We start from the raw sequence: 22988 nt of genomic DNA, 5'->3' as shown, positions 1-22988 counted from the left end.
CGCAAATTCCTTTTTTAGAGTTGTTTGAGGTCAGAACTTCATCACCAACATGCCAATCAGCACCAACCCACAGGCTAAGAGCCGTGGCCGGCCGAAAGGTTCTTTCAGGTAGCGCATACCGAACAGCACCACCAGAATCACACTGATCTCACGCAGCGCCGCCGCTTCGGCGATCGATCCCAGCTGCATGGCCCAAAGCACCAGAGCGTAGCTGAACAACACGCAAAATCCGACACTCAGGCCAAGGCGCCATTGCTCACGCCAGAACCGCGCAAAAGCCGGGCGTTTCCACACCATCGCCACCAGCGGAAAGGGCCAGGCGCTGAGCAGCGTGACCCAGGTCAGGTAGTCCAGCGGGTGCGGCCAGCGGCGCAAGGCCTGCCCGTCGATAAAGGTGTAGCAACCGATGCACAGGCCAATCAACGCCACCACCGGCAGCATCGACCAGGGCAGGCGCGCACCGCCTCCTCCCTGCCAGAGCAGGCAGAGCATGCCAAAGGGGATCAACAGGATGCCAAGGATTTGCTGGGTACTGAGTACCTCGCCGGCAAAAAACAGGGTCAGTGCCAGCACCACCAGGGGCGACAGCCCGCGCATCAGTGGATAGACCAGCCCCAGATCCCCCACGCGATAGGCCTGGATCAGCAGATAGCGATACAGCAATTCAAAGGCCGCCGAGGCCAGGATCCAGGGCCAGATCTCCGGCGGCGGCGCTTGCAGGAAAAACAGCATGCCGGCGACGAACAGCAGCGCCACGCTGTCCATGCAAGCCACCACCAGGAGGCGTTCGCCACTGAACTTGATCAGGGTATTCCAGGCCGCATGCAGCAGCGCGGCCACCAGAACCAGACTTGTCGCCAGCACCTCACACTCCCTGATTGCCTGAAGAGAATCGATTCATCTAGGCTCGGCGGCGGTCTATAGTGACGCCGATCACGCCGCACGCAGTTGCGCCTATCTATTCCGATCGTTCCGGTTACGGCTCGATTTGCTGGACCTGAGCCGCTGCAGAAGCAAAGCCGGCATGCGTATGCCCGATCAGAGCGTCAAGACTACAGACAGAGGCCTTGCCCGTGCCAGCCGCTTTATCTGCACTTGCCGTTGCCGCGCTCGGTATCGACACCCCTGAATTCGGCATCAAGGATCGGTTGCCCGATGCCGCCCGCGACCTCGTGATGAACACTCCTCACGCCGGCCTGCTCATGACCACGCGCCTGGTCACCGCACCTTGCCATGTGGATGCCCGCTTGAAATGACACCGGGCCCATAAGGGCCCGGTGTTATTCAAACAGTCAGCTCAGACAAATACCCCACTTCGCATAGGCGCATCAGTCAGGGTCGCGCCGGGCGCAGTCAACGAACTGAACGAGGTATGGCCTTGCAGCAATTTGCCATACCAGGCGTTCAACTGCTCGACGTCTGCCTGCCCCTCAAGCGCCTCGATCCACAGCACCAGATCACCGGCAACGTCAGCCGTCAGTCTGACCGGGGCAAGCACCGAGAACGGGCTGTTGACCTGCAATAATTGCAGCACCACACCCTGCAGCAGGGGGCTGGGCAACGCGCCCAGGCGCAAGGCAATCAACCAGCCGCCTGGTGTGCGCTCGAGCAACAATTCAGGCCCCTCACCAATGCGCAGGCGGCAGGTATGCTGCGCCTCTGGCGGCAACTCCAGGTCCCATTGGTCCAGCCAGGCTTTTACGCTCATGGGGTTTACTCCTTGATCCGCCAGGCCCGGGCCATGTCGATGGTGGTAGAGCTGAACGCCTTGCTCCAGGGCTTGTTCCGCGCACCGTAGTTGTCGGCCAGATCATCCAGAGCCTGATTGATCTGCGCTGGGTTGATGGCACGCATCAGGCTGTGCTCGACGCGGCGCAGCAATGCTACGTTGGAGTCCGGCTGACCAGTCCGGAACAGGGACGGCAAGATCACTTCCTTGCGAATGTTGTCGGCAATCACCGCTACATCACGCTTGCGCATTTCGTCCACCGCCGCCTTCAGCACTGGCGACTCCACCGGCGTGTTGCGCAGAGCGCCGAGCAAACGTTGATGGTCCTTGTTATCCGCGTTATTCAAGGTTTTGCTCAACCACTCCTTGCGCTCTGGCGTCGTCGCCAAAGCGTCCAACTGCGAGAAGGCCGAACGCATGTCGTCGGTCAATTTCATGTCTTCGGCCGAGACGATCGCCACCGTCAGACCGGATAACGCCTCGCCCACCGCCTGCCGGAACTGCACAACGTCCGCTGTGCGCACCGGGTCTTGCTGGGCGACACTGGCCAGCATTTCATCGTCCAGCGCCAGCAAAGCGCCTTCCATCGTCGCAAACGTGTGGGCCTCGCGGGCTTGCAAACGGTTGTCGAGGTGGCCACCCACCTCGTCCTGCAACAACGCCTGCAGCGAATTCTTGACGGCGTCGGGCATGGTGAAATTCAGGGTGCCGCTGAGCATCCCGCTGTAGTCGCCCGATTCAGTCTTGAGCGGCACTACAACGGTCTGGTCTTCGAACGCGGCGAGCCCACGATCCTGCAATGCCGCTCGTGCGCCCAGTGGAGCGCCCACAATCCCCTCCGCCAGATTGATCGCGCCTCGGCCAGGGCCCTTCTGTGCAACCTCATCCTCAGGGAACTTGAGGATGAGGTTATCGGCCTGACGCAACGGACTGTTCGAGAACTGCCGATCGATCATCTCTGGCACTGGCACGTTGAGCATGACGCCACCGTCCTGAAACAGCGTGCGCTCACCCTGTTCCTGGAACGGCTGCGCGGTTTCAGCGGATTTCTTGAACACCAGCGGGAACGAGCCTGAGATGTGCGCAGCATGGGCGATGTCCATGTCGGGGGTCAGCTCGGCGCTGAACACCACCAACTGCGGACGCCCTTCAAACATGGCCGTGCCGGTCATGTTCAGTTCCTTAATCTGCGGAATCTGCTTGCTGAGCACGGCCAGGTCGCGGAATGTCACCGCCCCGCCTTTCTCCAGTTTTTGCGCGATAGCGCTGACGGCGGGTTGCCGAGCAACGTCCGGATGAGCCGCGATCTGGCTCAGTACGGACTTGCTGGACTCCGTGCGCAGAACCTTCTCCAACGGCGCCGCTTCAGAGCCCATGCGCGGCAGAATGTTGGACAGCAGCCGAATGATGCTGCCGACGACGCCCAACTTGCCCCCGGTCATCAGGGTGCCGGCACCGGAGATCAGATGCTGGGCTTTCTTCTGCCAGCCTGTACCGCTGTCGAGCAGGGAGATCAGGTCCATGCTGTCCGACAGATTCTTGAACGAAGTGGCGTTCATCCCGGACGCCAGCAGCGAAGCCGTGATAGCGCCGGCCGACGAGCCGGAAATGCTCTTGATACCTTCGAGCGCGCCCTTGTTTTCAAGCGCCGTAATCGCCCCCGGATACGCCGCGCCTTTAGCCCCCCCTCCGCTGAGGACCAGACTGGTCAAGGGTGGACGCGTCAACTGCAGTTCGGTAACGCCGTTCTCGAAACTGCGCAGCGTGATCTTGCGCTGTCCGGCCGCGTCGGCGATCAACTGCGACGCACCTTCAGGCTGCGGCGTGACCAGGCTGGCACGGCTGAAGTCCGGCAATTGCGCGCTGACCGCGATGCCGACCGTATTCTTGAGCGCTGCCGTCAGACTCTGACCCACGGCGTCGGTAGACAAGGTGCCCTTGGCCGGTTGCGAGTCTTTCGGCGGGGTGATTTCCTGCGGCTTGCCGGTACTGGCAAGCGCGTTGATTGAGGAAGGAATTAACATAGTGGCTCCCAGGGAACGTTGGTTCTTTCAGGAGCAAAGACTAAGGGAATGACTTTTTTTGTTTTTCCAGTATCGGACGTATTTTTGTCAATTTAGAACTTCAAGCGTGGGTGCTTCGACGGCACTCTCACTCACAGTCGCGATGACTCTGTCCTTGTGCATCCAGGCTTGCTTCAAGGTCGCTTCCAGAGCGCTCAACTGACCGTCCACGCTCGCATCGATAATGCCAATTTCGGTCTCCAGGATACAGCCGCCCTGGTCCAGGCGGGCATCGGCAATGACTTCGACATAGCCCACTTCCGGGAAGTCCTTGAGCACTCGGGAGATCTGCTCGCGCACCTCAACCACCTGATCCGGCTGCACATGCAGAATCACCTGCTTCTGATTGCTGACCAGCGACAGCGCCTGCTGCGCGACCTGTAATGTCAGCTCGATGTTGTCGTAGTGCTGGAGAATCTTGCGCACTGCCTGCAACACCACGTCGCTCATCTGTTGTTCGACCTCACGGTAATACTGATGACATTGCAGCAGCGTCTCCTGAATCAGCGTGGCCTGGCGGATACGTGCCTCTTCGACACCGGCCTGCCAGCCCAACGCCTTCTGTTGCACGTAGACATCATGGGCGGCCTGTTCGATTTCAGCGGCGCGTTTACGGGCGATGTCGACCAGTTCGCCCGCCGTCAGGTAATCCTGATAGTCGCTGCTACGCAGCAAGACCTGATCCGGCGCGAGTCGTACTTCGGAGGCTTTTATTTCAATAAATGGAAGCATTGCGGGCTCACTTGTCGGGCGATTTTCAGGCACAACGCCTGGGCCAATGAACGCTGGTTGCTGCTCATCACCCAATGCACCGCAGGCGCGGGCAAACCGGGCTCGGCAAGCCCCAGGCGCAAGGCCACACGTCGGGCAAAACCCGGGGCGGCGTCAGCGCAGGCCAGCAACCAGAACGCCAGCGCGCGTTGGCGCAGGCAATCACCGAGCTCACCTTCAGGCAATGGCAGCTGCCAGCCTGGCGGCCAAGTACCTATGATCAGCTCCAGCTGTTCCAGGCAGTAACGATGCCCGGCCTCACCGATTGCGGCATGAACCCGGCGCAGGTTGCTCGCGTCCAGCACTTGGCGAATAGCCTGGCCATGCAGCAGCGCGCCCAGGTAACCGAGGGTCTTCTCCAGCGCCGCTTGCTCGAAGAACGCCAACCCTCCAAGGGTCGCTGGCAACTCGTAGTCGATGTCCAGCGCGCATTCACTGAGCAGCCAGGCATTGATCCCGCTGTGCCGACGCCAATGGCTCAGGGTGTCGGCCAGTTGCATCAGCGCAGGCGGGACGCGCGTAGGGTGGATGTAGCGGGCAGGACAAAACCGCAGTTGATAGGGCGTCAGCAACAACGTCATTACGAAGCCCTGCTGCGCAGCCACAAGTACTGGCCGAGATTACTCACCAGCAACAGCGCGACCAGCAGACCGAACAGCCCGAGCAAACGCCCACGAGAGGCTTCCGTCACCTGAATCGAGAACACCGTGTCATATCGCGGCGCGAGTGGAACCTGGCGGACGTCCACCGAAGGCACCAGGACCACGCTGATGCGGTCGTAACTCAGGCCCTCGATGCCGTTGTTCACCAATTGTTTAATCTGCGGAATGTAAGCGTCGAGCTGAATGTCCGCCGCATGCTTGATAAACACCGACGCCGAGGCCGGTGAAGATTTCTTGCCCAAACCGTCACGGTCTTCGGGCAACACCACATGGACGCGCGCCACGAGCACACCGTCGATTTCCGACAGTGTCCGGGAAATTTCCTGAGCCTTGGCGTAATTGAGCCGGGCGCGCTCCTCGACCGGCGAGGAGATCAACCCCTCCTTGGGGAACACATCCTTGAGTGTGGAAAAACTCTCACGCGGATAGCCCTTGCGCTTGAGCGCATCGATGGCCTCGGCGATATCGGACTCCTCGACCAGCAGTTTGATCTTGCCATCCTTGTCCGGCTGCTTGGACGCTTCGATTCCCTCGGTGCGCAGCAACGCGAGCATTTCATTGCCTTCTTTCTGACTGATACCGGCATAGAGTTCGACCTTGCAACCGGCAAGCAGCAAAACGGTCAGCAACATCAGCGTTCGATTGAGTCTCTTCACGCAACACCTTATTGGGTTTTCATCAGCGTTTCGACGTTCTGACTCATGCGTCCGACCGTCTTGGCTATCAGTTCCTCCTGCATGCTGATGCGCATCAACGACCACTGCATCTGCATCAGGCTGCTCGGGTCATCGCCGGGGGTCGACAACTCGACCTCAAGCTCGCGCTTGGCCTGGGAGAAACGCTCTTTCATCTGTCCGATCTCATTGAGCAGGTCGCCCCCAAGGCTCTCAGCGCCCTTGGCCATCGCCTGCTCGAAATCGGCAATTTGCCCGACACTGGCCTGGGGGGTCTTGAGCTCATCGAGCGAGGTGACCGCGGCCTGACTTATCTGATTAACGTCCATCACGACTCCAGATCGGGTGAGTGGGTAAAGCTCATCAAGTTTTTAATCATTGCGTTGAGCGGAATCAGCGTCTGCAACTCGCTGCGCACCAGGGAGCTCAGGTACTCGCTACCCTCAACGCCCTTGATCTCGCCCAGTACATTGAGCAACAGCGTCTCCTGCTGCTTGCCAAAAGGGGCCTGCTCCTTGAGCAGATCCTTGAGCGCCAGACGATCGGGCTCAAGCCCGCCTCGCTGTTGCGGGAAATGCGCCAGCAAGCGATCCGACAAACCGTGCATGAGCCACTCGCGCAGCTCGTCACGACGGCCCTCAGCCGACTCCGGCAGGTCCTGGCGATACCATTTCCAGACCGTCTCGCGCTGCTGCGTGCGGTCCATCCCCGTCAGGGCTGTGGCCAGGCTCGCACCTTGCAACCACAGCTGCAGCGGGGCATCGGTCGGAGCCGGCCGGGACGCCCCTGGAGGGCTTTTCATCGCCGCCTCGAAGGCCTGCACCTGACCGGGCTCGGCCGGCGCTGCGGGCCTTGCATCCAGTCCATGGCGCAGCGGCAACTGAGCGGGCGCCCCATCAATTTTGTTCATGCCCCCTCCGGGTTGCGCATGCCATGGGCAAACTGCAACAGGCGCGGGTCCTCGCTCGCAGCCAGCCCGGCCAGACGCCGATCCAGCGCCGACCCCAGACCCAGTCGCCATTCACACAACGCCAGCCAGGGCTCCAGCTCCGGCCACGACTGACGCTCGCCCAACACCAACGCCTGTTGGTAATGCCCTTGATTCATCAGGCTGGAAAGACGGATCAGGCACACGACTTGCGCCGGCCCTTCAACCTGCTCGAGCCAGTTGGCAATCTGTTGGGCTTCTTCGTGGCAATGGTGGCCGGTACCGGCCAGGGCTAGTTCTGCCATCAGCCCTTTCAATGAACTGTCCATCATCAGATTTTCTGCAAGATGCCTTGCATCAGGTCTCTCATCGAACGTGTAACGGTCGAGTTGATGTTGTAAATCACCGACCATTTGTTGAGTTTGTGCTGAAGCTCGGCCAACAGCGCCGGGTTGTCGGCGGAGTCCTTGAGCGCCGCGATAGCGTCGCCAACTTCCTTATTGGCGTTGTTCGCCTGTTCCTTGAGGTTATCCGCGACTTTGTCGAGGGTGTTGACGCTGCTGTCATTGGTAAAGATCGATGCCATCACGAAGCTCCCTTGAGCGTGTTGAGAATATTGATGGCGGCCTCGACTGCCTGGGCTTCCATCTGCCATTGCTGGTATTGCCGAGGCTCACCGCCGCTCATCAAGCGACATTTGACCTGGGCCTGGGCCTGCTCCAACTGCGTGCGTATCTGCCGTTCAAAATCTACGTCAGCGGCGCGCAGACGCTCCTCCAAAACCGTCATCATTAAGCGGCTCTCCTTTGAGATTGATGATGAACTGTTGCTTGCCGCGACTGACGACCACAGCGTCAGCATTGATCGCCAACACCCTCACGCCTTGGGGAGTCGACGCATCAACCGGGTATTTCTGGCCGTCGCCCAGCACCACATAAGGCAATTTGCCCAAGGACACCGAACGCACCACAAACTCCAGCTCATCGCTGCTGGCGCGCTTGTTGCGGCTGAGCAGCTCAAGGGCTGGGCGTGCACCGAACTCCTGACGAAATTCACGCTGCAACTTATAGAACTGGTTGAGCTGAGCCTCATCAAGCGCCCCGCGCAACTCGATGCGTTCACCTTTGTCTTGATAGGCCAGCGCCGCTTCAAGCCCGAAATCGGCAAGCATCTGGTCGAGTCGCTTAAGGTGCGAGCCGGCCAGGCGTACGCGGTTTTCCACACCCAGTAAGCCGGGGACATCGGCCTTTAGCAGGTTATCGATCTGCAGCCAGTGATCATCCTCCAGCGCCAGCTCGCCAGTGAGGCGAATCCAGCCGGGCTGATCGGCATTGACAGTGCGTACCTGGCGATAACCGAACTTTTGCAAGATGAATTCCACCCCTTGGCGAATCTCTTCCATGCTGCGTACGTCGAGCCGATACGTCAGTGCGCTGCGCTCCAGGTATTGCTGCAGTGACAGCCGTGTGCGGTTATCTTCCAGGTAGCCGGTGAGCGTGATACTGCCATTGGCCTGAGGCTCACCGACTTGCACGGACTGGAACTGGCGATCACGCAAAAACATGCGCAACGCAACGAGCGGATCTTCGCTGCTCATACCACTGCTGCCACTCGACCATGGCGCTCCCAGCAGCCCCACGAGCCCCACCAGCAGCAACAGGCTGGCGGTGAGCATCAGGCGCCCGGCCCAATAAGCCCGGGGCGCCGGCGCACGTCGTTCTTGAGGGTTGGCAGCCATCGGCAACTGCTCGAAAAACTGCCGTTCCTGAGCACAGAAGGCCCACAGCAACGGCCCACAAGCCTGTCGCACCAGCGCCTGCAACGTGCTGCCGCCGGCCAGCGGCTGGCCCTCCTGAAGCGGCTGATGCCCTTCAGCCCACTCCAGCAGGCGAACACCTTGCGGGTCGACCTCCAACACCAGATGGACCGGCGCAATACCTTCATCGACCAGCACCAGATCGGCTTGCAAAGGATCGCTACCGATGACCACGCGCCCTTCGGCCAGCGGTACTTCGACCCCTTGATTGAGGCCGCTGTAGAAACGAATTTTCCAGCTCATTTCAGGGCTTCTCAGGCGCACGGACGCACTGTTCGACACCTTCGACGCAGGCCCCTTCGGCAATGCGCCAGCCCGGGGTGTCGTTGCCCTGATTGCAGGCGGTCAGCGAAGAGTCCTTACCGGCCTGCGCCAGTATCTGCTGCAACTCGCGAGCCGGCCCCAGAGCCTGGCACTGCGCAGTGCCGAGCAATTTCTGCAACGAAAGGCTCTGGTTCGACAACTCATCGATCTGCAGCAGTTCATCCATATAGCCACGCTTGCTGCCCAACGCCACGAAGTGACCGAGACCGTTGTCGATCAGCCGCGGCTCGATCAGGAACAGTCGCACCGAACGGCGAGTCAGACTGGACTTGAAACGGAACAGTGCGCCCAGGTACGGGATATCGCCCAGCAGCGGCACCTTGCGTACCGACTCGTTGAGTTCGTCGCGGTAGATACCGCCGATCAATAGACTCTGGCCGTGCCCGACGCGCGCCACAGTGTCGACCACGGTACGGGCAATAGTGGGAATGCCTCCAGGCCCGGAACTGTTGGGTTTCTGGTTGCCGTCCTCGATGTGCAGGCTAAGGCTGATTTCCGGTTTGTCCCCCAACTGGATCACCCGCGGCGTCAGTTTGAGCATGGTCCCGTAAGTGATGGGCGTGAGTTGAGCCACACGCTCACCGATGAGACGGACGTAATAGGTTTCGCTGTGGTCGATCACCGCCAGGGTATTTTCCTGAGTCAGCACAGTCGGCCGCGAACCGATCTGCGCGCGCCCCTGGCTCTGCAGCAAGGTGATTCGCGCCAGCAGGAAATCCAGGCCACGACTGTCTACCAGACTGGCACCGGCTTCCGCAGCGGAAGCGGGACCGCCGAGATTCTGGCTAGTCGTGCGGATGTCGACCAAATGGCGAGGACCGGCACTGATCCCGACGCGCCAGTCCACCCCCAGTTCGGCGAGGTTTTCTGCGTTGATGTCGACAATCGACAAGCCGACTTCGATACGCGCCGACGGACGATCCAGCGCCGTTATCAGGCGCCGATACATCGGCATGCGCTCCTTGGTATCGCGCACCAGGATGGCATTGAGCGAGGGCTCGGCCTGAACCACCGCCCGCCCGGACTGTACCGGCTGCCGTGGGCTGTCCTGCCCTTCGACCGACACCACGTTAGCGTCACTCAACACTCGGGCCAGGATAGTCGCCACACCAGGGGCTTCAATATCATCCTCGCGGTACTTGATTCGCCGGTCCTCAGCGACCGCGTACTTGAGCGGGAAGATCTCCACCGCCAGGTCGCCGGTTTTTTCACTGCGCAATGCGTGTTGCTGCTCCAGGGCCATGGCAGTTTGCTCCACCAGGTCAAGGTAGCGCGAAGGGCCAGCGGCATACACCAGCCGCCCGCTCATGTCCGGGCGCCAGCCAAAACGCGGTTCCCAAACCCCGGCCGCTTCCAGCGCCTGCCTCAGTTCGGTTTCGCTGACCTGTTCCAGCTTGACCAGCCGCGACTGCATTTCGGTGGATTTGAATACATACAGAACAGCCCCGTCGTAATACCAGATGAGGTTGTAAAGCGAGGCCATCAACTGCAGGAAGGACTGCGGATCCTTGAGGTCGAAGCGCCCGCTGACCTGGTCATTGACCTTGTCACTGACAATCACCGAGCCGTCGTAGTTGGCGCCAAAATTGGCCAGCACATCGCGCAGGCTTTCACCTTGCGCAACATAGTTGTAGGGGACGGCTGGCCAGTCCAGATCCTGGCCGTGGGCGGTGGTAGTCAACAGCCACGCAAGCACCAGCCCCAAGTACCGCGAAACACTCAAGGACGCCATAACGTTTGCTTCCACTGCGGCTCCAGGCCGGCCAGCAGCAGCTCTGGCTTGATCGTTTCCAGAATGACGACCTGCGCCGCCATTGCCTGCTCCAGTTCGTCGAGCCCGAGGACACCCAGATCAAGGCGTGCTTCAAGAATGAGATTGGATTGTTCGTCGGTCGCCAGCGCCTGGGGATAATGCCGGCTCCAACGGGTCACCTGGCCCAGCAAGTTGACGAGCAAGTCTCGATCCGCTGGGGATTGGATCTGAACCTGCCAGTTCAGCGGACTGAACAGCACCAGGTCATCACCCTGACGCCGAAAATACAGGCTATGCCCGTCGATCCGCAGGTGATAGCGACCTGATCGATCGACCACAAAGGGCCCTTGGCCCGTTCGCGCGGCCAATCCAGTCAGTAAATGTTCCATAGTTCCTCAACGTATCTGGCAGTCAGAGGCTCTGCCAGTAAAAATGATCGTGAGCCCGACACAGGCTCCGTTCTCGCAGAAAGTGCTGCACTGCGCCCGCTGCGTCAGCGTCCTCGTCAAGTTTGCCCAACGGCTCCCACAGCGAGGTCAGCGCCACCGGCACAGGCGCAAAGCCATCGAGCTTGCCGTCAGCCAGCAACACAGCCATCCCTTGATTCCAATTGGGCCAGGCCAATCTCGCCTGCTCGCAAACATCACTCAGCTTGAGCAGCAGCGCCGCCATTTCGGCCTGGGTCTTGGCCTCACAGCGCTCGACTTTGGCCAACTCCTGCTCAGACAGTTGCGAATCGGTTGCGCTGACTTGGCGCCAGAACTCGGCTCTGATGCGCAATTGACGAGCCTGGGTTTCATACTCGATCAGTGCAGAACGCCAACTGGGGATGGCTTCGTCGAACAGGCTTTCCCACCAGCTGTAGACCGGCAACAGGACCCAATCGATGATTGCCTGGCTCGAGGCCAGGTTGATTCGGTCGCCCAGCCAGTCACACCAGTCCTCGCCCTGGGCCGAGGCGTAACGCAACACCAATTGAATGTCCCCACGCTCAAGGGCCATTCCGCGGGCAAGACGCTGCTGCAGCCAATTGGACTGAAACAGCTGCTCCAGTTGCACACGCGACAACAGGCGCTGTAACAAGCTCAACTGGCGTGCGCTGATGATTCCCCATTCACGGTACAAGCCGGCTGATACACAGCCCGCAGCTCTGCCTCGACTCCGGGCATCCTGCCCCACTACGGAGACCCGGCGGCCTGCGAAAATTCCGGCTTGAGGACGTTGATTATGATCTTCCTGGCTCATTCTCTGCCTTGACTATCTCGTTTCGTAGCACACCCGCCAGCATCTTTCACTGCGACCAATCTTACTGAGGGCCAATGGACCAAACTTACAAAAAACGTCATTTTTTTTTAGTCTGACGCTATTCCTTTCCTTGCCTGGAGCGACTGGGCGTACATCCGAAACGGCGACGATAGCTTTGGGTAAAGTAGGACTGACTGGAAAAACCGCTTTCCATCGCGATGTTCACAATACTCACCTCACTGTTAAGCAACAAATGATGGGCGTAGAGGATACGCCGCTCGCTGATCCAGGCACGAGGGGAAACGCCATAGACTGAACCGAACAGCTCCTTGAACGTCGTCAAGCCCATGCCGAACTGCCGAGAGAACTCACAGAGCCGCCACTCCTTGAGATAGTGCTGCTCCATGAACACCTGCAGTCGCTCGACATGCCGACTGCCCTGTTGGCGCAGCACCGACATCAGCGCCGGTCCTTGAGGGCTGAACGCAAACAACATCAACAATTCTTCGACCCGCAACAAGGCCAGCATCGGTGGGTGCTCGTGCACCATCAAGCCTTCGAGCCCCTTGATGCAGTCAGCCATCAATGGAGTACTGGCAAACGCGACAAGACTGACTCCAGGTCCGTCCCAGCGCTCGACCTCACTCAACAGTGAACCGAAACGTTGAATGAATTCTTGTAGGAACCGGACAGATAATGGAATCCAGATTAAACAACTTTCATGTCCGCCCGTACTGATGACGTAGTTGCCTCTACGAGCGAAAACCAGTTCACCCGGCATGAGACAAACTGTTGTATTGCAATCTTGAAGTGTGAGCTGCCCCTCAATCAGGATATAAATCCCAGCTTCACCGTTCGAGACAAACTCAAACGTAGGAATAGCCCATCGGCACAGCTTTATTTGTTTCCGAGCTCGGACGCTGGCACCTTGCATTTTTTTTGTGACCCCTACCTGCACATACAGTTTGTACCGCGCCCAGGTAGGCGACGTACGACAACTCACCCTCGACGTAATACGACGTGACGCATTGAACAATGAGCTGCCTAACGACAGTTGCAAAACAATGGTTAATTATCGAATTAGAATAATTGCTCTTATTTAACCAACTAACGCCTATCTTTCTATAACGAGCGAATTATCCGAATACTTAACAAAGCAACCAGTAAAAAAACGATACAAAAAATTTCAAAGATGCATCGATGCTGACCGAACAGCACACTTGGGGTAACACGGTAGTTGCCCAAGATTTACTTTCATGTTGCTGTCGGTCACCACAGGCTGCCAACTTCGAGCCTGAACAGGCCCCTCTTCGGACCAGGCCAACTGACTGCGCAACAATAGCCCCTCACCGACCACCTGTTGCGGCATCAGACGAAAGGCGAAATGCACGGGCAACGCCGCCACCCGGTAGCGAGCCTGGGCGATCAGTCGCGGCGTCCCTTCGACCTGGGCGTAGAGACGAACAGTGACATAGGCCGGGCGCGTGACGGGGGACGGCATGCGCACCTCGCCCTTCACATTCACCCCCTGCACCGGCAGCGCGGGTGACACACCGACACAGCCAACCAGGAACAAAAAAACACTGCACAGCAGCGCCTTGATCATGGCTGACGAACCTGACGCTCATAAACCGCCGATACATCGCCATCAACCAAGCGCTGCAGGTGCTGCTCACTCTGTTGATCGGTAGCCACTTGCGTCGCCAGCCAGCGCCCCAGATCAGCCACACTGGCAACTCCTGCCTGGCGGCTGGGCACCTGACTGAGCGAGCGTCCGGCAAAACTCCCGGACACTTGCACCTCGTCGCTCTTGGCCGCGAGTGAAATGCCAGCGCTGTCTATCTTCATAGCTCTGCTTAAACCCTCATGCCGGCAGGTATGGATTGCACTTGGGCGGTACTGTCCTGTGCGGGCAGCAATTTCTGCCAGAACTCGGCGTGATCCAGCAGATTGGCCAAGGTGGTTTCGAAGCGTAACAAGGTCAACTCGGCGGCCGGAATCTGGGCGTACAACTGCACCACACCGGTTTCCTCGTCAAAACCAAAATGCAGGTCGAAGCGATACCAGCGTCGATTGAAGCTCGCCAGTTGGCGGAAAATCCCGTCACCAACGGTCTCAATCCCCGCCACATCGGCTTCCAGAACCAGTCGATCACGTCCGGCCAGCAATACCAGCGTTACGCCCAACTGATCGTCAAACAGAAGGCTTGCAACGCCTTCTTTATCCAACGACAAAGCGGGAAGGCCACTGCGACTGGCGAATTCGGCAAGCAGCTGATTGACCTTGATACTCAAATCCATGCATGTCTCCTCGAGCTAGGCAAATGCTAGCACCCGGCCATGCAACGGCTTTGTCACTGACGGGCTTTTCTTTTAAGAAAAAAGCCGCATCAATGCGGCTTTTTTCCTATAGACAAAATCACATCAAGCGCCGATAGCTGCTGCTCGTACCGCCTGGTTGTGATTCTGGGTGTACTGCGCAAGCAGCTGCAGCATCTCTTTCCAGAACTCGGAGTTGAAGCTCACCTGGTCTTCGCCCCTTTGCTTTCCGCTCTGGGCAATCGACGCATTGACTTCATCTTCCTTGGCATTGGCCTGAACCGCCGTCTGCTGGACCTGCACCGCGTTGCTGGACATCTGTCCGAGCGCCTGATTGACCGAGTTGATGCTTTGCAGCTTGGCATTGCGGCTATCCACACCCTGCCCGGTCAACTTCAGCGCGCTGGTGTCGGCTGCCTGGTCCTTGGACCAGATCCGGCCGATTTCGGCGCGATCCGCCTTCGAGGTTTTGCCCATTGCCTGCATCTTGGCGTCGATCAGTTCGTTGCGCCCGGAGATGTTTTTCTCGAGGGTTTTCTCCTGGCTGATCGCCTTGCCGTTCTTGATCGCACCGATGGCCCCGGTGATCGCCGAGCCAACAGCCATCACACCAGAGATCACGGCCATGGCGATCATCAACTTGGAGCCGCTGCGCATTTCGTCCACCTGGGATTTCTGCGCACTGATAATCGACTTGTTCTCGCTGTCGCGCTGAACGATGCCCAGTTCACGCGCCTTCTGCGCGAAGCGAAGCAGCAGCACCAGCATATCCACAGTGCCATTGAGCTCACTGCTGACCTTGCCCAGCCCCTCTGGCTTGAACACTTGACGCGGTTCAATCAGCTCGACACCCGAGCTCCTTTTCGCCGCGCCGGACGATAGGCCCGCTTGGTGCACGGTTTCACCGCGCGCGGCCGCTTGGGGTTTTTCCAGCGGCTGGGTGTTGCCGATTTGCCCCAGGCCCTGAGCGCCATACCCTGTTTCAATCATCATAATGTGCTCCTCAGATAGCCGCAGGGCGGCTGGAAAGATTGTGCAGGCTGTCGTCCTTGGCATTGAGCATCTGGAAAATCAGCTCCATGACTTGCAAGAACGACTCGACCATGCGGCTGAGCTCCTCCTTGAGCTTATCGAGCACCGCCTGGACCTGGGTAAGCTGTGAACGCCCCTCGAGAACATCCGCCTGTCTGTCGGCGGCCTTGGCCTGCATCACCGAATTGGCGGTTTGCGCCGCACCATTGGCCACATCCAGGGTCACATCGCTAATCTGCATCCCGAGCTTGGCGCCATGGGAAAGCGACTGGCTGGCGACATTGCCGAACTTGCTTCCCAGATCCGCCACTTTGCCGGCGAGACTGGCGGTGAGCTCGGCGGCCTTACCGCCGATTTTTGCACCCACCTTGGCGACCGCCCCTACGGCAGCCCCCCCGAAACTGACTACCGCAGCGATCACGGCGATGGCGATTTCAATCCCCATCAGAGCCGGTCCGAGCTTTTCCATCACTTCCTTGCTGATCAATCCGTCCTTCGCCGCTTGTTGCACCGCCTGGGAAACCACCCCCATGACACCGCCGGCAATCATCAATGCGCCAGCCGCTGCACCCACGCCGGTAGCGACCAGAATGGCACCGACGATGATCGACGCAATGGCACTGATCCAGCCAAAGATCTTGCCGACCAGACCAGACTTCTGGGCTTCTTTAGCTGCCTCGGTCGACTCCAGAATCTTCTTCTGGTTTTCTTCCATCTTTTGCAGATTCTGCTCACGCGCCTGCTTGATTTCTTCGAGCTTGAGCTTCTTCTGCGTGGACTCCAGTTCGCCAGTCAGCTTGGCCAGCTCAATCTCGAAGTCTTCCACCGAACTGAGCCGTGCCAAGCCCAGACGCGAGCTTTCAGCGACCACCCGCTGGGCCAGTGCACTGTCCTCGCGCACCGACTGCAGCAGACGCCTGACGTCCGCCCGAGTGCTGGCATCCACAGGCTGCTGACTGGCCGCCAGCGGCGCCGTCAGTTGCACACCCTGGGAATGAATGGCCTGACGGCCATCCGCCTCGACCCGGGAGACCGTAAGTGCGCCCCCCTCTCGATCATTGCGTGGACGAACCACAGGATCGCTTGCAGAAACGCCCCCTGTGGCAAACGCAACGCGATCAAACGTTATCGGATTCATTGTGTTGATCCTTTCTCGCTAATACGGCTTCCAACATGGCGCCGGCACGCTCGGCCAAAACCGCGTGTGCCGGCTGTGCCGAGGCCAAGGCCTGAGCCGAGTAGAAGCCACTCTCGGCTCCGTCGAGATCACCCAGTTGCAGGTGACACTCGCCAGCATGAAACGGAAATCTGGGCTCATTGATGTCGATCAACGCGCCATAACTGAAGCTCTGCAATGCCAGCTCGAGCTGCCCCAGCGACTGGCGACACGCGCCCAGCCCGAGGAAGAACCGAACGTCGTAGTGATCAAGCATGCACAGCGATTGAAAGATCTTGTGGGCGTCCTGCCACTTGCCAGCCTGGTACTGATTGAAGGCCAGGGAATAAAGCTGCTCCAGACTGTCGCTGGAGATATTCTTGAGCATGGCCAGCGTGCCGCCATCGCGCAAAAACGCCTCCAGCTCCTTCTCGACCGCCTCGGAAACATCGTGTTCTTGCTGGGTCATCAACCGTTCCTATATGGCATTTAGAATGTCGCGCATCATGCTGTCGTACTTCTGGACAAAGCGATTCAAGGCCTCGATCGCGGTGTTGTAGCGCGAGCTGACATCGTTCAACAGCGTGGTTTTTTCACTGACTTTGTCGTTGATCGGACGCGCGCGATCGCTCACCGTCGTGGAGAAGTTGGCGATCGGGTTGTTCTCGTCCTTAAACTCATACTTGTTCTGCAAGTCGCCATCCTTCATCGCACCACTTTCCTTGGGATCACCCTTGAGGAATGCCTTGATGCTCAGCGGATTGCCTGCACGGTAAGTGTCGAGCCCGGTCAGCAACTTGTATTCCGAACTGGCCTGCCAACTCTTGTCATCGGGATAACCGTACAAGGTGCGATCAAACAGGTTGAGCCCCGGCTCGATCTCGATCTCCTTCTTGGCCGCCAGCTTCGCGTTGATCTGCGACTGGATCTTGCTGAAGATATTGAGTTCGGCGGTCAGCAACTTGAGCTCGTCGCGCAGTGCCGTGCGCTTGCCGTCCTGGATCAGCAGAACCTCGCCATAGACGTCCCGCACGTCATCGTCGATGCGGTCAGCGGTCAGCCCGAAATGCGCCTTGGCGAGAAACTCCTTCAGCGGCCACGGCTGCCCCGGATGGGCATCGGCGTACTGATTGATCAGTTGCTTGACGGACTCGACCCCGGACTTGACCTGCAGCTCATACAGCCCGCCGTCGGCGTTCGGGCCAGGCGGCAGAAAATACGCCAGCAGCTTTTCGACCTGGGCAGCCGACAGGGTTTGCCCGTCATGCGTGAAGCTGATGTTGCGGCTTTTGATCAGCGCCTGAAGCTCTGCGAGCGACTCGGACCGACTGCCGCGCAGTTGATCCATGGGCAAGGCCTGCAGCTGATTGAGCAAGCCCGACAGATCTTGTTGGTAATGCTTGATTTGCATAGGGGGTTCCTTACACCGCAAGTCCACGCATCGAAGTCGGACGGCGTAATCGTTTTCCTTCATCGGCAACGGGTGGGCGGGAAGCCCGCATCCGTTGCACTTCCTTTAACAGCTCTTGCTCTGCCGCCTGGACCAGAGACTTGTCCCGCGATTGAAAAACCTGATCACGGACCTCATCGGACAACGCCAGGCCTTGCCACATTTCGCTGAGCAGGCGCGCGCGATGTTCGTTGTCTTCAATGGCCAGGACAGCGGCTTGAACGGTTGCGGCGTGGGTTTCGTCAGACACGTCCATGGCTCCTATAGTAGGGAGAGGGCATCGGGTTTCCTGTCAGGTACAGTCGATTTTTTGTCGTTTTCTCATTGATCGCAGCGAACACACCCGCCCGGCCTCCAACTCGAACCAGCCTGGCAGAGGCTCGATCGCGCCGGCCCAGTGGCGGTAGAAGCGCTCCATACGCCCAGCCAACAACGGACTGCCCGACATCGCTTGCACCTGGCCGTACAGGCTGGCGTGAGGCCCCAGCTGCGCAAGGACTGCCGCCGCCAGCACGTACAACGCGGCAAAGGAATTGCACAGCCCCTGGCGTCCATCAGTTCGACGCAGCATGACGATCCACACGCGCTTGCCCTCACAACGCCAGGCCAGTTCGCAACCGCCATGCACGAACTTCCAGCCCAGGGGCAGCGTGCTCTTGCGCAAAAAATGCTCACGGATGCGGTAACCCCGCGCCTGCAGCCAATCAATCAACGGGTCGCGCGTCATAACGAAACCCGGCCCAATGGCTGGATGTTGATCTGCTGGGTCAGCTCCTGATACGAGAGGACGGGCAAGCTGTAGTAATCACTTTCAATCAACTTGCGCACGTAGCGGCGGATGTCCATCGACACCACCAGCACCGGTTTGGCCTGCATTTGCGAGAGGTCACCGACGGTCTGCCTGACCTGCTCGAGAAAGGACTGGGTCACAGCCGGATCCAGTGCCAGATAGCTGCCGGCACTGGTCTGGCGGATGCCACCACGAATTTGCTCTTCCACCAGTTGGTCGAGCAGATAGGCCGGCAGGATGTTATTGCCGCTCGAATACTTGTAGCAGATGTAGCGTTTGAGACTGCTGCGGATGTACTCGGTGAGTTGCACCACATCCTTCTCTTTCTGCCCCCACTCGACCATGGCTTCCAGAATCGCCCGCATATTGCGGATCGAAATGTCCTCGCCCACCAAGCGCTGGAGAATCTCGGTCATGCGTTGCAACGGAATGATGCGTTGCGCTTCTTTCACCAGTTCCGAATAGCTGTGCTCCATCTGCTCCAGCAAGTAGCGGGTTTCCTGGATGCCGATAAAGTCTTCGGCGTATTCACGCAGCACGTGGGACAGGTGCCAGGTCAGCACCTGATCCATGCTCAGGAAAGCGCAACCGGAGCGCTCCAGCCGTCCTTCGTGCGCGGCGTCGACCCACAACGTCGGCTGGCCCGGCAACACCGGCTCGCCTTCTTCAAACGGCACCCCCATCAGCTCCAGCTGACTGGCTCGCTCCTGCACCAGCAACCGCGCACTGCGCAGTCGCCCGCGTGCCACCGGCACCTCTTGCAACTGAATCAGGTATTCGCCGTCTTTCAGATCCTCATTGAAGCGCAGGTGAATGCCCGGAAACGGCACGCCAAAGTCCAGGTAGAGCGCACGTCGCACCCGCACCAGTTCGTCATTGAGGGCGAGCGCCTCAAGCTCCTGCTGCATGCCCGCGTCGACATCGATCAACAACGGCACGGTCATGGCGAACTCTTCCTTGTCGCCCAACCGCGAGCTTTTGGGTTTGCTGCCTGAGGGCTTGGCTTTGGGTTTGGCCGATGACGCGGCACCCGCCCCCTGGGCCAACAGCGTTGGCAAGTCCCTGGGGTTGTTCTCGGCTGCCAGTCCGCGTTGGCGCAACAACATGAAGTAGCCGCCACCGCCCACCACGGCAGCCAATACCATGAAGGTCACCGTTGGGAACCCGGGGATGAGCCCGAACAACACCAGCAGCACTCCACCGATCAGCAACGCCTTGGGCTGCGCAACGACCTGGACACCGATGTCATTGCCCAGGTCCGAGGCGCCATCCGAGGAGTCCCGGGTCACGATGATCCCGGCCGTGATCGCAATCAACAGGGCAGGCACCTGGCTGACCATGCCATCGCCGATGGTCAGCACCGAATACAACTGCAAGGCGTCGCCGGCGGTCATGCCCTTCTGGGTGATACCGATGGTAATGCCCGCCAGAATGTTGATGAAGATGATGATCAGGCCCGCAATCGCATCGCCCTTGACGAATTTCATCGCGCCATCCATCGAGCCGAACATCTGGCTCTCGCGCTCGATCACTGCTCGCCGGTCCCGCGCCTCATTGACGTCGATGACACCGGCGCGCATGTCGCCGTCGATACTCATCTGCTTGCCGGGCATGGCGTCCAGGGAGAACCGCGCGCTGACTTCGGCCACGCGCTCGGCACCTTTGGTGATGACCAGGAACTGCACGATGGTGATGATCAGGAAGATGATGCAACCGACGATCAGATTGCCGCCCACCACAAAATTCCCGAACGTGTAGACGATCTGACCAGCGTCGGCTTCAAGCAAAATCATGCGCGTAGTGCTGACCGACAACGCCAGCCGAAACAACGTAGTGATCAACAACACCGCCGGAAATACCGAGAATTGCAACGGTGAGCTGACGTACACCGACATCATCATCAACACCACCGACACGGTGATGTTGATCGCGATCAGGATGTCGAGCAGGAAGGGCGGCAGCGGCAGGATCATCATGAAGACCACGGCCAGCAGCATCACGGCCAGCATGATGTCCTGGCGCTCGCCCACCTTCCTGAGGAAATCAGACAACGCGTTCATAAGACTCCCGCGGGCTCAGGAACCGCTCGTAAGCGACGCGCGCATCGGCCATGCGCCCCTGCAACTGGCAAGCACGGCTGATACAGCCCCACAGCGCCAGGTCACCTTCGCCATCGGCCAGCAACCGGTCGCATTGACGTTCGGCCAAGACCCCCTCCTCCAGTTGCAACAGCGCCACCACCAGTGCCCGACGCGCCTGGCCATGGGCTGGCTCGACCACCAGCAGGGCTTCAAGAAATATCCGCGCTCGACCCGGCTGGCCGCACTGCAGCTGTAGCCAGCCAAGCAGGAGCAACAGGTTTTGCTGTACCGGCTCTAACATCATTGGGGTCATACCTTGTGCAGCATATGGAGGGCCATCTGCAGCAGATACTCATCTTCGCTACGGGTTTGCAGCAGCGCCAACGCCGCCTGCAACTCGGGCACCTCGGGTGAGGAGATCTGCTGCGCGAGGTCTTTCAGGGCCTGGCGAAACGCCTGTGGCCGGAGCAACTCGTGAAAGCCTTCAGTAGGGCAGGCAAAGGCCAGCAGCCGACGCCCGGCGAGATCCGCCGGGTAGAGGTTATCCAGATGGGTCTCGAGCGAATGACCATCGGGCGGCAGCACATACCGCTCGGGCAAGGCGCAGCTGCGATGCTGTTCCCCGACCTCGGTCAGCCGTTCGATGCCGATGTGCGGGGCACTGATCCGACTCACGGCTCAAGCACCGTGCGGCGCGCCGAACTCAGGGTATGCAACGCCTGGTGCAGTACCGGGGCAGTGATACGTCGCTCATCCAGGGTGATCAGCAGCAACAGGCGGCCACTCGCCCACGCACAGCGCAGTGGCAATTGCGGCCCAGTGCCGCTGAAGGTCAACGCCAGGGCACGAATCCCCCCCTGATGAACCTGATGCCACGCCAGATCCACGGCCAGCCACAGCGTCAGCTTGCGGTCATGCTGTTCAAGTTGCAGGGTGCCGGTTTCCTCGAACTCCAGCTGGATCAGCGCCCCCGCCGGAGCAGGTACGGCCACCCCGAGGTCCTGGCAGAACTGGGCCAAGGCTTGGTCAATCCAGGGCATGTCGTTTACTCACTGTGCCTGCCATTCGTCTTCTTCCTGATCGATTGCCTGGTCCAGCGCAAGCTGGCAGGCATTGAGCAGGTTTTGACGCTGCTCCTCATCGCTAAAGATTTCCGTAGGAATCAGGCGGATCAGACGCTTGATCTCACGAAAGAAATGGATCCGGCGTGCCGCATCCTTGATCGCCAGCGGCGCGATCAGACGCTGCACGTCCTGAACACTCGCCCAGCGTTTGTCGACCAGGCCGATCACCCCGCCCATCAGGTCAGAAGGCCCGTATGCCATGACCTCGCTCCCCCGTTACCAGCGCCTGCCAGAGCGCATTGACCTGGTTCGACAGCCCCGTCAGCACCCGCAACTTGTGCATGTCGCTCATTACCCGTTCGAGCTTGACCGGGTCGAGCCTGAGCTGCTGGCTGTCGAGGTCGGCGCTCAATGCCTTCATCAGGAATCCGGTCACGCCTTCAAGTGCGCTATTGCCAAAACGCGCGTGAATGTCGTTCCACGCCGCACTCAGCCCGCGATAGTCCATGACCGCATCGCGATAGGTGTCTCGCAGTGACTGGATGTCGCCGACCCCCTGCTCTGCCGCCTCCTTGGCCAGCGGCCCGATCTGCACCCCCAGCTCGATGGCATGCCCATGCTCCTGGGCCATCTCCAGCAGAGCCTGATCAATCAGCTCGACCATCGCCCAGGCGTCGGTCTTGCCGGCCAGTTCCTGGCGCGCATGGGAAAGGGCAACAAACTGATGGCTGATCTCCCGGGAGAACCCCTTGAGGTACGCCTTGAGCTGCGCCAGATTGCTCAACTGGCCGCTGCCAAGGTGCGCAACAAGGGCCTCGAGCTTTTGTTGCGACTCAAGGTCCGGGACTTTCTTGAGGTGCTCCTCCAGCATTTCGAGGATTTCGCTGATCCGCGCATGGCCATCGCTGACGTTGCGCTTGGCCAACGACTTTTCGACCCGCTCGGAGAACGCAAAAGTCAGCTCTTCAGCGGCGTCGGCCATCGACTGGCTGGCAGAAACGTACTGCACACGCTCCCCCTGGAAACTGCCGGTCGGCCGGCTGTCGCGCTCAATACCCGATGGGTCCTGTCGGTCCGGCAATGACACTGCAGGAACGACACTCTGAATATTGGCCATGGAAGCACTCGCTTG

At 59.5% G+C, this 22988-nt stretch carries 31 protein-coding genes and 1 pseudogene; 1 reads left to right on the top strand and 31 read right to left on the bottom strand.

All coding sequences use genetic code 11. The annotated features are described in order from the left end of the window. Positions 1-30: 30 nt before the first annotated feature. A complete protein-coding gene (locus U873_RS0126470) occupies positions 31-864 on the bottom strand; it encodes an EamA family transporter (protein WP_025131118.1) in 834 nt (277 codons plus the stop codon). Positions 865-1073: 209 nt separating this feature from the next. Between U873_RS0126470 and U873_RS36790 the strand changes: the two genes are divergently transcribed. After that, a complete protein-coding gene (locus U873_RS36790) occupies positions 1074-1256 on the top strand; it encodes a hypothetical protein (protein ID WP_157838127.1) in 183 nt (60 codons plus the stop codon). Between the two features lie 41 nt (positions 1257-1297). On the opposite strand, the gene U873_RS0126460 is transcribed toward U873_RS36790, so the two are convergent. The 30 genes and pseudogenes from U873_RS0126460 to sctW form a co-directional block, all read right to left on the bottom strand. Next, the gene (locus U873_RS0126460) at positions 1298-1708 is read right to left on the bottom strand and encodes a CesT family type III secretion system chaperone (protein WP_025131116.1); all 411 of its coding nucleotides are present in this window, start codon (positions 1706-1708) and stop codon (positions 1298-1300) included. A gap of 5 nt (positions 1709-1713) precedes the next feature. Further along, entirely contained in the window at positions 1714-3753 is a 2040-nt protein-coding gene (locus U873_RS0126455; RefSeq protein WP_025131115.1) for a patatin-like phospholipase family protein, read from the bottom strand. A gap of 87 nt (positions 3754-3840) precedes the next feature. Further along, a complete protein-coding gene (locus U873_RS0126450; RefSeq protein ID WP_025131114.1) occupies positions 3841-4524 on the bottom strand; it encodes an HrpE/YscL family type III secretion apparatus protein in 684 nt (227 codons plus the stop codon). Then, on the bottom strand, positions 4503-5144 hold the full coding sequence (locus tag U873_RS0126445; protein WP_025131113.1) for a Yop proteins translocation protein K: 642 nt from the start codon (positions 5142-5144) through the stop codon (positions 4503-4505). The genes U873_RS0126450 and U873_RS0126445 overlap by 22 nt, the downstream gene beginning before the upstream one ends. Further along, complete coding sequence (gene sctJ, locus U873_RS0126440; RefSeq protein ID WP_025131112.1) at positions 5144-5893, bottom strand: type III secretion system inner membrane ring lipoprotein SctJ; 750 nt, start codon at positions 5891-5893, stop codon at positions 5144-5146. The genes U873_RS0126445 and sctJ overlap by 1 nt, the downstream gene beginning before the upstream one ends. Next, on the bottom strand, positions 5890-6228 hold the full coding sequence (gene sctI / locus U873_RS0126435; protein ID WP_025131111.1) for a type III secretion system inner rod subunit SctI: 339 nt from the start codon (positions 6226-6228) through the stop codon (positions 5890-5892). The genes sctJ and sctI overlap by 4 nt, the downstream gene beginning before the upstream one ends. Beyond that, positions 6228-6809, bottom strand: a complete 582-nt coding sequence (locus U873_RS34840; protein ID WP_025131110.1) for a YopR/YscH family type III secretion effector — start codon at positions 6807-6809, stop codon at positions 6228-6230. The genes sctI and U873_RS34840 overlap by 1 nt, the downstream gene beginning before the upstream one ends. Then, a complete protein-coding gene (locus tag U873_RS0126425) occupies positions 6806-7156 on the bottom strand; it encodes a YscG family type III secretion system chaperone (RefSeq protein ID WP_025131109.1) in 351 nt (116 codons plus the stop codon). Before U873_RS0126425 ends, U873_RS34840 begins: the two co-directional genes overlap by 4 nt. Positions 7157-7158: 2 nt before the next feature. Beyond that, positions 7159-7413, bottom strand: coding sequence for a type III secretion system needle filament subunit SctF (gene sctF / locus U873_RS0126420; protein ID WP_025131108.1), 255 nt, complete (start codon positions 7411-7413; stop codon positions 7159-7161). Continuing rightward, the gene (locus U873_RS0126415; RefSeq protein ID WP_043274648.1) at positions 7413-7619 is read right to left on the bottom strand and encodes an EscE/YscE/SsaE family type III secretion system needle protein co-chaperone; all 207 of its coding nucleotides are present in this window, start codon (positions 7617-7619) and stop codon (positions 7413-7415) included. The genes sctF and U873_RS0126415 overlap by 1 nt, the downstream gene beginning before the upstream one ends. Continuing rightward, positions 7582-8886, bottom strand: a complete 1305-nt coding sequence (sctD, locus tag U873_RS0126410) for a type III secretion system inner membrane ring subunit SctD (RefSeq protein WP_025131106.1) — start codon at positions 8884-8886, stop codon at positions 7582-7584. The genes U873_RS0126415 and sctD overlap by 38 nt, the downstream gene beginning before the upstream one ends. A 1-nt stretch (position 8887) precedes the next feature. Further along, complete coding sequence (sctC, locus tag U873_RS0126405; RefSeq protein WP_025131105.1) at positions 8888-10699, bottom strand: type III secretion system outer membrane ring subunit SctC; 1812 nt, start codon at positions 10697-10699, stop codon at positions 8888-8890. Further along, positions 10687-11109, bottom strand: a complete 423-nt coding sequence (locus U873_RS35470) for a YscB family type III secretion system chaperone (protein ID WP_081818713.1) — start codon at positions 11107-11109, stop codon at positions 10687-10689. The genes sctC and U873_RS35470 overlap by 13 nt, the downstream gene beginning before the upstream one ends. A 22-nt stretch (positions 11110-11131) precedes the next feature. Beyond that, a complete protein-coding gene (locus U873_RS0126395; protein WP_025131103.1) occupies positions 11132-11965 on the bottom strand; it encodes a T3SS regulon anti-activator ExsD domain-containing protein in 834 nt (277 codons plus the stop codon). Positions 11966-12083: 118 nt separating this feature from the next. Continuing rightward, positions 12084-12899, bottom strand: a complete 816-nt coding sequence (locus U873_RS0126390) for an AraC family transcriptional regulator (RefSeq protein ID WP_025131102.1) — start codon at positions 12897-12899, stop codon at positions 12084-12086. A gap of 252 nt (positions 12900-13151) precedes the next feature. Continuing rightward, positions 13152-13571 carry a YscW family type III secretion system pilotin gene (locus U873_RS0126385; RefSeq protein WP_051586111.1) on the bottom strand — a complete coding sequence of 140 codons (420 nt, stop codon included), beginning with the start codon at positions 13569-13571 and terminating at the stop codon, positions 13152-13154. Next, entirely contained in the window at positions 13568-13813 is a 246-nt protein-coding gene (locus U873_RS0126380; RefSeq protein WP_025131100.1) for a T3SS regulon translocated regulator ExsE family protein, read from the bottom strand. The genes U873_RS0126385 and U873_RS0126380 overlap by 4 nt, the downstream gene beginning before the upstream one ends. An 8-nt stretch (positions 13814-13821) precedes the next feature. Continuing rightward, positions 13822-14265 carry a type III secretion system chaperone gene (locus tag U873_RS0126375; RefSeq protein WP_025131099.1) on the bottom strand — a complete coding sequence of 148 codons (444 nt, stop codon included), beginning with the start codon at positions 14263-14265 and terminating at the stop codon, positions 13822-13824. A gap of 123 nt (positions 14266-14388) precedes the next feature. After that, complete coding sequence (locus tag U873_RS0126370) at positions 14389-15339, bottom strand: YopD family type III secretion system translocon subunit (RefSeq protein ID WP_305809501.1); 951 nt, start codon at positions 15337-15339, stop codon at positions 14389-14391. After that, positions 15287-16453 (bottom strand): type III secretion system translocon subunit SctE, encoded by a 1167-nt coding sequence (sctE, locus tag U873_RS0126365; protein ID WP_025131097.1) that lies wholly within the window; start codon positions 16451-16453, stop codon positions 15287-15289. Before sctE ends, U873_RS0126370 begins: the two co-directional genes overlap by 53 nt. Further along, complete coding sequence (locus tag U873_RS0126360; protein ID WP_025131096.1) at positions 16434-16940, bottom strand: SycD/LcrH family type III secretion system chaperone; 507 nt, start codon at positions 16938-16940, stop codon at positions 16434-16436. Before U873_RS0126360 ends, sctE begins: the two co-directional genes overlap by 20 nt. A gap of 9 nt (positions 16941-16949) precedes the next feature. Then, complete coding sequence (locus U873_RS0126355) at positions 16950-17882, bottom strand: virulence-associated V antigen (protein ID WP_025131095.1); 933 nt, start codon at positions 17880-17882, stop codon at positions 16950-16952. Between the two features lie 10 nt (positions 17883-17892). Continuing rightward, positions 17893-18171, bottom strand: a complete 279-nt coding sequence (locus U873_RS0126350; protein WP_371261354.1) for an LcrG family type III secretion system chaperone — start codon at positions 18169-18171, stop codon at positions 17893-17895. A 42-nt stretch (positions 18172-18213) separates the two neighbouring features. Further along, the gene (locus tag U873_RS0126345; protein WP_025131093.1) at positions 18214-18648 is read right to left on the bottom strand and encodes an LcrR family type III secretion system chaperone; all 435 of its coding nucleotides are present in this window, start codon (positions 18646-18648) and stop codon (positions 18214-18216) included. After that, entirely contained in the window at positions 18645-20771 is a 2127-nt protein-coding gene (gene sctV / locus U873_RS0126340) for a type III secretion system export apparatus subunit SctV (protein WP_025131092.1), read from the bottom strand. Before sctV ends, U873_RS0126345 begins: the two co-directional genes overlap by 4 nt. After that, positions 20755-21096: a hypothetical protein gene (locus tag U873_RS0126335; protein ID WP_025131091.1), complete on the bottom strand. Its 342-nt coding sequence runs from the start codon at positions 21094-21096 to the stop codon at positions 20755-20757. Before U873_RS0126335 ends, sctV begins: the two co-directional genes overlap by 17 nt. 5 nt (positions 21097-21101) lie before the next feature. Further along, on the bottom strand, positions 21102-21467 hold the full coding sequence (locus U873_RS0126330; RefSeq protein ID WP_025131090.1) for a YscX family type III secretion protein: 366 nt from the start codon (positions 21465-21467) through the stop codon (positions 21102-21104). Then, entirely contained in the window at positions 21464-21832 is a 369-nt protein-coding gene (gene sycN / locus U873_RS0126325) for a type III secretion chaperone SycN (protein WP_025131089.1), read from the bottom strand. Before sycN ends, U873_RS0126330 begins: the two co-directional genes overlap by 4 nt. A gap of 9 nt (positions 21833-21841) precedes the next feature. Then, on the bottom strand, positions 21842-22117 hold the full coding sequence (locus tag U873_RS0126320) for a TyeA family type III secretion system gatekeeper subunit (RefSeq protein ID WP_025131088.1): 276 nt from the start codon (positions 22115-22117) through the stop codon (positions 21842-21844). Next, a pseudogene (sctW, locus tag U873_RS0126315) lies at positions 22098-22886 on the bottom strand (type III secretion system gatekeeper subunit SctW); the annotation flags it as partial. The pseudogene sctW and the gene U873_RS0126320, both read right to left, overlap by 20 nt. Positions 22887-22988 lie beyond the last annotated feature (102 nt).

The sequence above is a fragment of the Pseudomonas sp. PH1b genome (assembly GCF_000633395.1).
GTDB lineage: Bacteria > Pseudomonadota > Gammaproteobacteria > Pseudomonadales > Pseudomonadaceae > Aquipseudomonas.
This window is presented reverse-complemented; position numbering and strand designations above follow the sequence as displayed.